Here is a 13984-nt window from a genome sequence, read left to right as displayed (position 1 = left end):
TAATTTTCCTGGACAATTCAACCATCTGGCACAAATTTTAGGCCAAGCGCCTGAACACCGGATAAAATTTATCACGGCCGGGCCCGGGCCTGGTCAGCAAATTTCAGGTGTAGATAAAATAATGATTCCAGAGGCAAAACTGCTCAGGCAGAAAAAAATACAGGGCCGTAGCCCCATGGACAGGGCCGTGGCTGAGGCCCTGGAAGATTTAAAGGTTCAAGGCTTTGAGCCTGACCTGATCCTGGGGGCGGCAGGCCAGGGATCAACCCTTTTTGTAAAAGATGTTTTTCCCAAGGCCTTGTTTCTGGCTTTTTTTGACCGATATCCCCGCCCAGACCTCCTTGAAACGAACAGGGAGAAAAATCATCTACCCAGATTAACCACCCGAATAAAAATCCGGGAACAAACCCTGCCCCTGCTTTCAGATCTTCATCTTTGCGACCATGGGATCTGCCCCACCCTATGGGATAAAAATCAATTTCCAAAGATATTTCAACACAAGCTCCAAGTCATCCATCCGGGGATACCCCCCCTTTGTTCAAAACCTGCCCCCAAAAAGTCCCTTATGCTTTCCCGTCTGGATCTTGGCTGTGCAAAAGAAATTATCACTTATACAAACAAAGGGCTTGACCCTGACCAGGGAATTGTCCGGTTTATTAAATCCATTCCACTGATCCTGGAAAAACGCCCCGACGCCCATGTGGTGATTCTAAAAGACGAGCCGGCCGGATACGGTCCTGGGCCGGGCCAAAACCATTTTTATAAAAAAACAATGGCCCGCACCCGTTTTCCGGATCCAGAGCGGGTTCATTTCCTTGATTTCCTGCCCTTTGACACCTATTGTGATTTGCTCCGGGCCTCCTCAATTCATGTGGATCTGAGCCGACCCTTTATTTTATCTGACTCCTTTTTGCAGGCCATGTCCTGCGGCAGCATCGTGGTGGCCCCTGACACTGCCCAGGTCAGAGACATCATAAAGGACGGGGTCAACGGCATATTAACAGATGTTTTCGATATCCAAAAAATCGCCCAAAAAATAACCGCCTGCCTGGACTATCCCTCTTTTATGGGAACGCTCAAACTCAAGGCCCAGCAAACCATTGCAGATAATTTTTGCATAGACAAAACCCTTGCCGCCCAAATCCGAGTTGTAAAACAAATGATCCAGGCAAAAAACAAACCAGGCCCCAGGTTTGGATGACCCGGCAGAATCCAAGCCTTGTCACCCTTGGCCCAATAGCTTAAGATATAATCCCAAGGTCGCAAAATCAAAAAGGAATCAGGCGATTGGGTTTGAATTTAAATGCTTTTATCTTAAAGTTTTAATTCCTTACCTTTAGGGTATGTAAGAATAATGATGGACGATCAGGCTTGCCCCTGCCTCGGGGTGTAAAAAAAAGACATGAAAATTATGAAAAAACAAAAAACCAACGGGGTCAGAAAAATACTGCTCATGGGGGTGTTCTGGCGCATCCTTGTCATTGAAGGGGTATTGCTGGTCTTTTCCCTTTTTTACCGGTGGTTTACCCAGGATGCCGGTCCCCAGGACCTGTTCTGGTATGCCGTCCGGATATTGATCCTTGTGGGAATTATCATTGCCTTTATGATGCTGACCCTGAAACAATTTCTTACGGATAAAATCATTCTCCCCTTGGAATCTTTGGCAGAGGCAAACAAACGAATTCAAAAAGACTATACCCAGGTCAACGGGGTTGACCTGCCGGACAAGGCCCCGGATGAAATCAAAACCCTTGTCGCCTCAAGAACTGCCATGCTCAATGAAATTATAAACGTATCCGAGGAACGCCTCAACCTGGTCAAATTTATCAAGGAGACCTTTGGCAGATACCTCTCCCAAAAGGTGGTGGATGAAATTCTAACCTCGCCCAAGGGTCCACAGATCGGGGGGTCGGCGAAAAACGGTCACCGTGCTGATGTCCGATCTCCGGGGGTTTACCAGCATGTCGGAAACCCGGGACCCTGAAGTCATGGTCCAGCTGCTCAACCGCTACCTGGGAAAAATGTCCCATATTATTCTCAAGTATGACGGTATTATTGATGAAATCATCGGAGATGCCATTCTGGCCGTATTTGGAGCGCCCAACGCCCATAAAAATGATCCGGAACGGGCCATTGCCTGCGCCATTGAAATGCAGAACTGCCTCCTTGACCTGAACAAGGAGACCTCAGACCAAGGCAGACTGCCCATGGAAATGGGCATCGGCATCAATACCGGACAGGTGATCCTGGGAAACATCGGATCCCAGGCGAGGATGAAATACGGGATTGTCGGGGATACGGTCAATCGGGCCTCCCGCATTGAATCCAACAGTATCGGCGGACAGATTTTGATCGGTCAGTCCACCTTTGATCTGGTCCAGGAGATGGTGACTGCCCTGCCGCCAGCAAATATGATGATGAAAGGCATTAAAAAACCTTTGATCTTTTATTCGGTGACAGCCATTCACAGCCCTGATTTTCCCAGACACTTGTCCGTCCGGCAGCCAAAAGCCGCCGGGTGGAAATCAGGATTCCCTTTACCTGCTGGACCATCCAAGACAAAAAAAATTCAGAAATTCCCATTAAGGGTGAGACCTATCTTCTGGACGAAAAAACAATTTATGCCCGAACCCGGGTGCCCCTTCCCTCTTTTTTTGATGTAAAGCTGGCACTTGAATTTTGCATTGAGGCCCATTGTTTTGGAGAAATCTACGCCAAAACCATCCAGGGGGAGACTGCCCACTCTGTCCAATTCAACATCACATCCATGGATGAACAGGACAGGGCGCTTTTGGTTAAATGGATAAACCAGGCCTCAGCATAGGCAGGGTCATCGCAGGGCGCATTCCCATTTTCCCGGTTATACCGCTGGCACTGGATTGTGCATGTTTGCCATCTGCTTCAGGCAGTTCCAACGCCCTGCTTTATAAAATGATCGCAGCATAATCATTTTTTCTGCATTCTCCCGATACCAAAAGATGCATGGACCTTTAAGACGTAAATTCACGACTCTCCGAATCGAACTTTCAATAGCACCGCTGCCAATAGGTAAGTTCAACGCTTTTACAGTTGAGAAATTAAGCCTCAGTTCATTGCGCACAAAATAATCCCGTTCCGTCTTGATAGCCTTACTGTTTCTGCCTCTACAAAGCTTCTGGACGGCCTGTACCACCTCAATCGCCTTTCCCTTCAGCAGAAGACCTCGCTGCTTCGATACCCAGCGTTTGCGTTCCTTGGATGACCAGGTCTTCCTTAAGCCTGCTACTGTACCCAGATGCTCAACTGCATGGTAGAAATCGAGAAGTTCATACACACGCTCAGGAGCCAAACCCAATGCTTTTAGCAGTCCGGGGATTCGATTCCAAATCCAATGTGCCCCATCTGCAACAAACAGTATTTTGTCTGAGTTCTGAATATGAAGGGAGTTCAAATAACCCTTTAACAAGTGGAATACACCATCCGGTCCATTGAAACAGCCATCAATAAATGGTGAAAAGCTTTTTTCTTGTTTTCCATGGGCGTCCACTACATAAATGATCAAAAGCTTGGGTTCTCGCCATGCCCCACGAAATCGGGTTCTATCCTTTTGGGTTTTTGGTCCCCTTTTCTTCTCTCTGAGCCGAGTGCGGCCACCATCAGTGCTGATAACGACTCGCCGCCCTTCAAGTAAATCTCTATCATTTAATGGGATTCGGCCCGCTTGTTGTTCGGCTCGAGCCCGCTATGCGTACCGATAGGTCAGTTTACGGATGACCTTTATACCCAACGTCATCCCACGGTCACAAAGCACTTGACGGACTTCTTCAAAAGAACTTAATAAGGCTGACCAAGAACTCACCATAGAAGCCAAAGCAGGCGAGCAGCGATCATGGATTCCAAGAAGGATTAAGCCAGCGTATGCACCTTTATATCTTTTTCCTTTTCGGCGGTCACAGGACCTTCGATAGTATCGAACATGAATATCAACCGAACTATCTGTACAAAGCTGAATCCAAACGGTCTCAAGCCCTTCGCTTTTCATCCGTCCCGGCCAATTGGACATCAATTCTTTTTCTTGGTCGACCTGTTCAGAGGAATCTATTGAGGCCTGGATCTTTTTTTTAAAAAAAAGGCGCTTATCCGATTTGTATACTCAAGGATTTCCTGCTCCATCTGTTCTAATTCGTTAGCGTTACGAACCAAGCGATTTGGATCTTCTTCCAGTTCTTTGAGGCATGCAAGGACTTCATCAACAGTATTACAATCTTCAGCTTTCTTCATTAGCACAATCCATTTATGTTCATTTCAGCGTAACAGAGGATATCATTCTTTTTGCTCTAAAAGACAGGCCTTTTTAAAACCGGGAAAATGGGAATGCGCCCTCATCGCATGTAACTTTTATTAAGATTCGTCCTTACCCGGCTGGAATAGGTGAGGGGGATTCCGTTAAATCTTAAGCGGTCGTCCTGACCGCTTAAGAAGCGGAAATGATCGGACCTATGCCGTCCTGGCGGGCCGCTCATTTACGCCACTCCACCCCCTTCACCCTATCCCAGCCTGGCTCTCCTGGCTTGTTATAGTATATGAGCATCGAACAAAATTTTCCTAGACATCGCTGCACAGATACGATATATATGGCAATAAACACAAGGAGTTGCCAATGAACGAAAAAAAATCTCTTGAAACTTTTTTTGACAATATTCAGGACCCCAGACACCACAATAAGCTTCATAATTTAATTGATGTCGTCATCATCGCAATTTGTGCGGTAGTTGCTGGCGCAGACACTTATGAGCAAATTGAAAACTTTGGCAAAAAGAAAAAAAGGTGGTTGTCAAAATTTCTAAGCCTTCCCCATGGGATACCCTCCCATGACACCTTTGGCAGAATTTTTGAAAGGATGAACCCGAATGAATTTCAGAGCAGTTTTATGCACTGGGTTCAGTCGGTTGCAAAGATGACCAAAGGTCAAGTCATTGCAATCGACGGCAAAACTCTAAGGCGTTCACACGATACCTCCAATGATAAGAAAGCCATTCATATGATCAGTTCGTGGGCTTCGTCTAATAAAGTGGTTTTAGGGCAATTAAAAACCGAAGAAAAATCAAATGAAATTACGGCCATTCCAAATCTTTTAAAACTTTTAGATATCTCGGGCTGCATTATAACCATTGATGCCATGGGCACTCAAAAGAAAATCGCTGAAACCATAATAAACAAAGGGTGTGACTATGTCCTTGCCCTGAAAGAAAATCATAAAACCTTGCATGATGAAGCGGTACTTTTTTTCAATAAAATGGAAGAAATGAAAAATCAGGGGTACCAGTTTAATGAACAGACCAGTGTTGACGGAGGGCACGGTCGAGTCGAAACGCGCAGGGCTGTGATAACCTCTGATATTGATTGGTTTGAAGATAAAAAAAGTTGGAAAGGTTTGAAAAGTATTGGAATGATTGAATCCACCCGGGAAATGGACGGCCAGATCAGTCATGAAAAGCGATATTATATATCGAGCCTGGATAGCGACCCCAATATTTTTGGTAATGCTGTCAGGAGGCATTGGGGAATTGAAAATTCAGTGCATTGGGTATTGGATATTGCGTTCCGTGAAGACGAAAGCAGAGTCAGAAAGGGGAACTCTCCTGAGAATTTTGCAGCGATTCGGCACATTGCATTAAATTTATTACGGAACAATAAGACATTTAAAGGGAGTGTAAAAACCAAAAGGTTGAATGCTGCTATGGATATCAAATATCTGGAGGAAGTTATGTTTGGATGATACTTGAACCAATCAAAACTATAGGCACTTTACAATATTTACATGCGTGAGCCCTGTCAGCATAGGTCTTGCCCCTTGATAACAAGGATAAATTAATTTAGAATACCTTGAGACAGTCATCCTAAGGATATTTTTCAGCCCTATTTTAAGGATATTATTTTGCATATGAGATATTTATTCTGGCTTTCTCCAAAAAAAGTTTGCCTTTTGGCAGCCGTATTCTGGGTCTGCCTCGGCCTTTTCCCCGCCTGGTGCATGGCAGGAGAGCAAATAATCACCAATGAAATGGGCATGACCTTTATCCGGGTGGATCCGGGCAGCTTCAAGATGGGCAGCCCGGTTAACGAACCGTTCAGGAACAAGGACGAGCAGCAGCATACAGTAACCATCACCTCGGGATTTTATCTCTAACAAACAGAGGTCACCCTGAAACAATGGCGGGCCGTCATGGGAAAACCCTGGCTGTTCAGACGGCGAGGCAAGGAAAATATGCCCGTCACCCGGATTTCCTGGTATGACTGCGTCAAATATATTAAACAATTAAACAAAAAAAACCACGGCAGATACAGGCTTCCCACTGAAAAAGAATGGGAGTATGCCTGCCGGGCAGGGGCACACACAGCCTATAGCTGGGGAAATGATATTGATTGTTCAAAGGCCATGTATGCCAACAATACCAAAAAAGACCAGGACTGCATCCTCTTTTATGAAACCATGAAAATATGCGCCAACGGACCTGCACCGGTTAAAAGCTTTCCCCCAAATCCATGGGGATTTTATGATATGCACGGCAATGTATGGGAGTGGTGTGCGGATTCCTATCAAGACTATCTTGCAGGCCCAAATCCATCTGCCTATTCAACCATGGATTCAGATTCAAGGGTGAGACGGGGCGGGTCCTGGTATAAACATTCCCACTATCTTAGGAGCGCCAACCGGACCTATGCCCATCCCGGTTCAAAATTTAAAACCACGGGATTCAGACTGGTGCTTGAGGCCAATTAATGCAAAAAAAAATCCTTGGCCTCTTAAAAATATATGAAGAAGAGATCAGTATTCTGCTCTGGGCCACCGCCCTTTTGTTCATCGTCCGCAGTTCAGGCATCATCCTGAACAACTATGCGGAAACCGCATTTTTAAAACGCTACGGGGTTGAATTCATGCCCGTGGTCAACATGCTCAATGCCGTGGTCACCCTGTTTATCACAGGATTTTTAACCACCCTGCTCAACCGGATGAGCGGGGCCCGTCTGCTCGCCTATGTTTTTTTGGCCTCAGGCCTTCTGGTCACAGGCATCCGCCTGCTCATTCCCTTTGGGTTTGATATCCTCTACCCCATATTATTCATGCTCAAAAGCCAGTTTGAACTTCTCCAGGCCCTGCTCTTCTGGAACATGTGCAATGATTTGTTCAATACCCGGCAATCCAAACGGCTATTTCCTCTGCTTACGGCCGGCGGAGTGATCGGTTTGATTTTAGGTTCTGTGGGCACCCCTTATTTTGCAAAATGGTTCAACCTGGACAACCTGCTCTACCTCTATCTTGCCACCACCCTAACCGGGATGATCATTGTCCGGGCCATGGGAAGAAGCTACGCTTCATTGATTTTCCAGGAAAAAACAGGCCAGGAGGCAAAAAAGAAAAAATCCATGTTCCAGGAAATCCAGGATGTCTATCCCCTGGTCAAGGACTCCATCCTGGTTAAAATCGTTCTGGTTCTGACCTTTATGCCCAACGTGGTGGTCCCCATCATGAACTATCAGTTCAACTATGCCATTGACGACCAGTTTGCCTCGGAAGCTGCCATGATCCAGTTTTTCGGATATTTCAGGGGGGGCTTGTATACCATCAGCCTCTTTATCCTGCTCTTTGTGGGCAGAATTTACGGCAGGTGGGGCCTGCCCGTGGCCCTGATGTTCCACCCCTTTAATTACATGATTGCCTTTACCGCATTTTTGTTCCGGTTTGACATGTTTTCAGCCATGTATGCCAGGATGTCCACCAACATCCTTAGAACCACCATCAATGTGCCGGCCAACGGTATTCTTATCGGGCTTTTCCCTGAATCCTACAGAAACATGATCCGCCCCTTTCTTCGGGGAACGGTGGTGAGACTGGCCCTGTTTACAGGCTCGGGTATCATCCTGATTTCAGATTCCTTGTTCCACCCCAAATATCTTTCTCTTGTCGCCCTGCCCTTTGTTCTGGTGTGGCTTGGCGCCCCCTTTATCCTCAAGGCAAAATACGCTAGTATTCTCAAGGATCTCATCTCCAACAACCTTCTGGATATCAAACGGTTCAGTCCCAAGGAAATTTCCCATATTTTCAACCAGGACAAGGTCTTAAAAGATCTTAAGGCCTCGTTTTTATCGGCCCGGGGACCAGATGTGATCTGGTATGCCAAGCTCTTAAAAAATTTTTCAGAAAAAACCTTGGATGAAAATATTCTGGCCTGCCTGGCAGACCAGGATGAAACCACCCAGGTGGCCCTGATCAAAATGATATCGGAAACTTACAAACCCGAAGCGGCCAAAAAATTAGTGACCTATCTTGATCCTAAAACACCCGAAACCACCATTGCCATATTAAAACTGGTCTGCCAGCAGGGATTTACTGCGGCCAGGGGCAGGGACTTGCGTCCCTATGTTCAAAGCACCCATCCTGTGGTCAGGGGATTTGCCGCGGCCTGTCTTTACGCCCAAAACCCGGTAAAATACAAATCCTTGATTGACCAATGGCTTAATTCAGATGATATGGACCAGCGCCAGTCCGGAATCATCAGTGCAGGCCTGAGCCGGGACCGGGAATACATTGATATTCTGCTTAAAATTTTATCCAAAAAAAAGATCGACCCGATTATCCCGGACATCATTATTGCCCTGTCCCGGCTGGAGGCAAAAGAACTGAATTCGGTGATCTTTTCCTATCTCTCCTACGATCTTGCTCCGGTACGACTGGCCGCACTCGATGCCCTGACCATAGACAATGACACGGCCTTGAAGAAAACCATTTCACTGATTGCAGATATCTCCCAGGAAATCCGCAGCTTTGCCAAGGAAAAAATCAAGCGAGCCGAGTATCGGAACAACACACTTCTGGTTGAATCCTTAGGACTGCCCGGCTCCCGGATCAGACGGGGTATTTTTGAACTTCTGGAGCACATGGACATCAAAGAGTTTGATATTCTGATGTTTGCCAAGGAGCAGATCACCAAAAGCTATACCTACCTGGCCATGGGTGAAACCATACGACAGATGGGCCCCACACCCGGCCGCGCCCTTGCCGTCGAGCACCTGAACCAGAAAAAAGAAATGGTGCTGGAAAATATTATCCGGGTCCTGGCCATCCACGATAAATCAGGGAAGATGAAAACTGCCTGGCGGGGTATTTTCTCTCCGGACACCCGCCAGCGGGCCAATGCCATTGAATTGGTCAGCGACGTTCTGGACCGGAAGACCTTTAACGCCATGGTGCCCCTCTTAGAAAGCCCGTCTCCCCAGATTGCCCTTGAACAGGGACAACCCTTTATAAAAATGCCTGAATTTGACCCCAAAGGCCAGACGGTCATAGAGACCCTGCTCAATTCCCAGGACTGGGTGGACGTCATCATGGGGCTTGCCATGGTCCATGAAGCTCCGGACATATTTGATCTTTCTCCCATGGCAGACACGCTCAAATCCAGGTTAGACAAAATTATTTCAAAGGAAGCCAAAATGATTCTCAACACATCCGATCAAAAAAGACAAAACGGGCAACGGATTGGATCCACTGAAATATCCATGGGAGAAAAAATACTGCTTTTAAAGGAGATTGATATTTTCTCAGGCTTAAGTGCAGCAGAGCTGGCAGCCATTGCCGCAGAGACAAAGGAACTGGATTATCAAGCCAATGAAACTGTCATCAAACAGGATAAAATGGGGGAAACCGTATTTCTTGTCATAGACGGACGAGTAGAGGTGATCAAAGAGCTTTCAGGCGATAAAGAGGTGGTATTGGACCATATCGAATCCGGCGGGGCCTTCGGGGAAATGGCCCTTATTGATGATGCCCCAAGATCGGCAACCATCAAAACCGTGACCCCCTGTCGCTTCCTAATTCTCCACAAACAGGAATTCAAAGAAACAGCCATGGAGTTTCCAAGGATTTCCCTTCAGATCTGTTCGGTATTAAGCCAGCGCATCCGTTATCTCCACGGAAAATTTGAAATCAGCTAAACTCGGGCAAAAAACAGGTTGGATCTAAAACCTAAACATCGGCGTGATTGTGCCCCTTTTTTGCCGACTGTCGCCAAAAGCCCGGGCGATTTCTTTAAAATTTTAACCCTGGATCATATTCCGGGAGAATACCCAGGAAGGTCTATCGGATCTGACCTCCCCGGATATTTCATGGTCCTCGGGGGGAAAACCGAATCTTAATATCTTTAAATCCCGCAGGTTATAATAGGCTGGCAAACCCAAGGGTACCCCCCCCCTTGGGACGAACCGATATCAGATCCTCTGCGGGGTTGGGCCCGTTGGCAGCAAGCTCACTAAAGCCTCACTTGCGCCTTGCAGCTAAAACAAAAAAATTGTGAAATATACGGGCTGAAAAATATCGATTTTGACAAAACCAGTCTGCCATCTTATAATTTTGCACAGTAGTGTCCGGTTAGGTTGTTGCATATAAAAAGCATCTAAAATCATTGAAAAAACAGTCGGTTTTGTGTTGACAAATGTGCGTAAAAATTTTTGTGCGCCTTGAAAATTTAACTCAAGGAGCTCAAATGACGCACATCTCAGTCCCTAAAAAACAACTACGGTCCCTGAACTTTGACAATTTCAGGTGCCCTCTGATAAAGTCACTTTCAAAAGCACCGGAATTACAATCTCGAGGAGACCGCCCTTTAAAAATGACATTCGAAGACCAGATAAATGCTTTGGTTTATTTCCATCTTCAGGAGCACAAGTCTGCCCGACATTTAATTCAGGATCTCAAGGAGAATGTTTTTGCTAAAGAAAATATTGCGCCAGACGGTGGTATCAGCCGTAGTAGTTTCTGTGAAGCCATCAATCACAGGGGACTCGAACAACTGCAATTTATCTTTGAGGATCTTTATAAACAGGCTCTTGAGTGTCATCCGGGTGAACACGCCGAGTTAGGAGAGTTGGTTTCCATTGACGGTAGTCTCATAAATGCAGTCCTTTCAATGCACTGGGCGAACTACAGAAAAGGAAGTAAAAAAGCCAAAGTACATTGCGGATTTGACATTAATCACGGAATCCCAAACAAAATCTTTTTGACTGAAGGCAACGGCGCTGAACGCACTTTTGTTCCCAAAATACTTTCCAAGGGGCAAACAGGTGTTATGGATCGTGGATATCAATCCCATAAAGAATTTGACCTGCTTCAGGAGCAAGGCAAACATTTTGTCTGCCGTATAAAAACCAGGACAACAAGAACAATTATTGATAACCACGAGACCCCTTCCGACAGCTACATTTTTTATGATGCACTGGTTAAACTTGGTACTCCGAATCAAAACCAGACGAAAAGGCCTGTTCGGGTTGTTGGCTATAAAATTGCTGGCGTCAAATACTATGTGGCAACTGACAGGCATGATTTAACAGCGGAACAAATAGCAACAATTTATAAACTCCGGTGGACCATTGAGGATTTTTTCAAATGGTGGAAAGAACATCTGAAGGTATATCATCTCATTGCCCGCAGTGAATACGGCCTTATGGTTCAGATTCTTGGCGGCCTTATCACTTACCTGTTACTGGCAATCCATTGCCAAAAACAGTTTAATGAAAAGGTCACGATCAAAAGAGTTCGGCAGCTGCGAACCGCCATTCTAAATGACCTGTTTGGCTGCGAGGAGCAGGGCTCTCATAGTTCAAACAGGGACAATATTGTCAAAGATCAAAAAATTATTGAGCAAGCAAAAACCTAACCGGACATCACTGAATTTTGCAACACATTTACATGACTGTTTTTGCGATTGGGTTTTTGGCCGGCCACGAGTTGCGCCAGAACAAATCCGGCACAAACCAATTTACAAGGAGTTATCGTGAAATTCGTTACACCCGAAATCATTTTATCTGCTTTCATCCAAGAAGGGACAATCATCTAATGCGATGGAAATATCTGCTCTTTTGCCTGCTCTGTATATTTACAGTTGAGAATGTAAATGCCCAAAACACTTCTCCATTAATGATTAAGGGAGACAACAACTATCCACCCTATGAGTTTTTGAACGACAAAAATGAACCCGATGGATTCAATGTGGATATTATCAGGGCGGTTGCACGGGAAATGGGGCTTCAGATACAAATAGAACTGGATGCCTGGGCACAGGTCCGCCCTGAAATTGAAACAGGAACCATTGATGCCTTGATGGGCATGTTTAACACAGAACAAAGAGCGAAACGCGTTGACTTTGCCATTCCCCACTTCATTGCCTCTTACTCAGTTTTTGTTCGAAAAGGATCAAAAATCAAATCCTTAAAAGATGCACAAGGCAAGAAAATTCTCGTACAAAAAAATGATCTGGGCCATGATTTCACGGTTGAAAATAATATTACCAAATCGCTATTATTAAAAAACAGCACCCAAGAGGCCCTGAATGATTTATCACAAGGCAAAGGCGATTGTGCGGTTATTTCAAGATTACAGGGGATGATCATCCTTGAAAAAGAAAAAATTAAAAACATTATTGCGGTTGGCCCGCCAATAATTCAACGCAAATACTGTATGGCAGTTACCAAGGGGAATGCAAATTTGCTGGCAAAATTAAATGAAGGCCTGAGCATTATTAAAACCACCGGGGTATATGAAAAAATTTATCATAAATGGTTTGGGGTATACGAAAACAACACCTGGGGAAAAAAGAAAATAATCCAATATACCGCCTGGATTGTCTCTCCTTTGATTTTAATCATTATTCTTGTTTTTTTTTGGTCCTGGAGTTTGAAAAATACCGTTTTAAAAAGGACAAAGGCGCTTCAGCAAAGCGAGAAAAACCTGTTAAACGCGCGCAATTATATCAGTAATATCATCAATTCCATGCCGTCCATGCTCATCGGAGTGGACACTGATGGAAACATCACCCAATGGAACAACAAGGCCCAGGAAATGACCGGGATTGATCTGGCAGATGCCCAGGGGAAACATATTTTAAACCTATTGCCCCAGATGAGTGTGTTTATGGGAAATATCGCCCAAAGCATAATCACCCGCAAGATTATTTCAAAGCATAAAACCTCCGGCATATTTGGAAAGTTTGCAGGTTATGAGGATGTCACCATCTATCCTTTGATTGCCAACCGAGTTGAAGGTGCCGTCATCAGGATTGATGATGTGAGCGAAAGGGTACGATTGGAAGAGATGATGATCCAAAGTGAAAAAATGTTTTCCGTGGGCGGACTGGCCGCAGGCATGGCCCACGAGATAAACAATCCCCTGGCCGGTGTCATGCAGACCTCCGATGTCATAAATAACCGCCTGACCGATATGACCATGCCGGCCAATATGCGTGTTGCAGAAGAAATCGGCATTGATCTAAAAGATATCAATGCCTTTATGGAAAAAAGGGGGATTTTACGTATGCTCTCGACCATCAACAAATCAGGCCGGCGCATGGCTGAAATTGTGGGGAATATGCTCAGCTTTGCCCGAAAAAGCGATGCCCAGATGTCTTCCAATTCCCTTTCAGACCTTTTTGAAAAAACGCTTGAACTTGCGGCGACAGACTTTGATTTAAAGAAACACTATGATTTTAAAATGATTCAGATCATAAAGGATTATGATGAAAATGTCCCGCCGGTGCTCTGTGAAAGTGCTAAAATCCAGCAGGTGTTTCTTAATATCCTGGGTAACGGTGCCCAGGCCATGAAAACAGCAAAAACTAAAAAACCCGTGTTTATCATCAGGACACGTCTTGAAAAAAAAGAGGAAAGGGTCTGTGTGGAAATAGAGGACAATGGCCCTGGGATGGATGAACTTACCCGCAAGCGTATTTTTGAGCCCTTTTTTACCACCAAGGCTGTGGGCGTCGGCACCGGTCTTGGTCTTTCTGTCTCCTATTTTATTATTGTTGAAAACCACCAAGGAGAAATCAGCGTAGAGTCAAGTCCCGGTGCCGGAACAAAATTTACCATCTGCCTGCCCTTAAAGGGAAAAAAGGATATGATCAAAATCAATCCCAGAAAAGATCGCTGACCCGAAACAAGCGCCTCAGCATCTCCT

The 13984-nt window shown here is 45.4% G+C and carries 11 protein-coding genes and 2 pseudogenes; 10 read left to right on the top strand and 3 right to left on the bottom strand.

Annotated elements, in window-relative coordinates:
• Positions 1–121 precede the first annotated feature (121 nt).
• From HUN05_11390 to HUN05_11375, 4 genes are all read left to right on the top strand, one after another.
• The gene (locus HUN05_11390) at positions 122–1201 is read left to right on the top strand and encodes a glycosyltransferase (GenBank protein WDP85659.1); all 1080 of its coding nucleotides are present in this window, start codon (positions 122–124) and stop codon (positions 1199–1201) included.
• 210 nt (positions 1202–1411) lie between these two features.
• On the top strand, positions 1412–1984 hold the full coding sequence (locus HUN05_11385; protein WDP85658.1) for a hypothetical protein: 573 nt from the start codon (positions 1412–1414) through the stop codon (positions 1982–1984).
• Positions 1935–2663 carry an adenylate/guanylate cyclase domain-containing protein gene (locus tag HUN05_11380; protein WDP85657.1) on the top strand — a complete coding sequence of 243 codons (729 nt, stop codon included), beginning with the start codon at positions 1935–1937 and terminating at the stop codon, positions 2661–2663. The genes HUN05_11385 and HUN05_11380 overlap by 50 nt, the downstream gene beginning before the upstream one ends.
• Entirely contained in the window at positions 2636–2824 is a 189-nt protein-coding gene (locus HUN05_11375) for a hypothetical protein (GenBank protein ID WDP85656.1), read from the top strand. The genes HUN05_11380 and HUN05_11375 overlap by 28 nt, the downstream gene beginning before the upstream one ends.
• Positions 2825–2860: 36 nt before the next feature.
• Here the strand turns inward: HUN05_11375 and HUN05_11370 are convergent, their stop codons facing one another.
• From HUN05_11370 to HUN05_11360, 3 genes are all read right to left on the bottom strand, one after another.
• On the bottom strand, positions 2861–3541 hold the full coding sequence (locus HUN05_11370; GenBank protein WDP85655.1) for a hypothetical protein: 681 nt from the start codon (positions 3539–3541) through the stop codon (positions 2861–2863).
• 180 nt (positions 3542–3721) lie between these two features.
• Positions 3722–4021 carry a hypothetical protein gene (locus HUN05_11365; protein ID WDP85654.1) on the bottom strand — a complete coding sequence of 100 codons (300 nt, stop codon included), beginning with the start codon at positions 4019–4021 and terminating at the stop codon, positions 3722–3724.
• Positions 4022–4077: 56 nt separating this feature from the next.
• Positions 4078–4260, bottom strand: coding sequence for a hypothetical protein (locus HUN05_11360; protein WDP85653.1), 183 nt, complete (start codon positions 4258–4260; stop codon positions 4078–4080).
• A 379-nt stretch (positions 4261–4639) separates the two neighbouring features.
• Between HUN05_11360 and HUN05_11355 the strand changes: the two genes are divergently transcribed.
• The 6 genes and pseudogenes from HUN05_11355 (at position 4640) to HUN05_11330 (ending at position 13957) form a co-directional block, all read left to right on the top strand.
• Positions 4640–5758: an ISAs1 family transposase gene (locus HUN05_11355; protein WDP85652.1), complete on the top strand. Its 1119-nt coding sequence runs from the start codon at positions 4640–4642 to the stop codon at positions 5756–5758.
• 165 nt (positions 5759–5923) lie between these two features.
• Positions 5924–6763 (top strand): annotated as a pseudogene (locus HUN05_11350) (formylglycine-generating enzyme family protein).
• Positions 6763–9972: a cyclic nucleotide-binding domain-containing protein gene (locus HUN05_11345; protein ID WDP85651.1), complete on the top strand. Its 3210-nt coding sequence runs from the start codon at positions 6763–6765 to the stop codon at positions 9970–9972. Before HUN05_11350 ends, HUN05_11345 begins: the two are co-directional and overlap by 1 nt.
• 548 nt (positions 9973–10520) lie before the next feature.
• Entirely contained in the window at positions 10521–11690 is a 1170-nt protein-coding gene (locus HUN05_11340; GenBank protein ID WDP88035.1) for an IS4 family transposase, read from the top strand.
• 32 nt (positions 11691–11722) lie between these two features.
• Positions 11723–12598 (top strand): annotated as a pseudogene (locus HUN05_11335) (transporter substrate-binding domain-containing protein).
• Entirely contained in the window at positions 12491–13957 is a 1467-nt protein-coding gene (locus tag HUN05_11330) for a PAS domain-containing protein (protein WDP88034.1), read from the top strand. Before HUN05_11335 ends, HUN05_11330 begins: the two are co-directional and overlap by 108 nt.
• Positions 13958–13984 lie beyond the last annotated feature (27 nt).

The organism is Desulfobacter sp. (assembly GCA_028768545.1).
GTDB lineage: Bacteria > Desulfobacterota > Desulfobacteria > Desulfobacterales > Desulfobacteraceae > Desulfobacter.
Note: the sequence above shows the minus strand (reverse complement) of the source record. Positions and strands in the feature narration are given on the sequence as shown.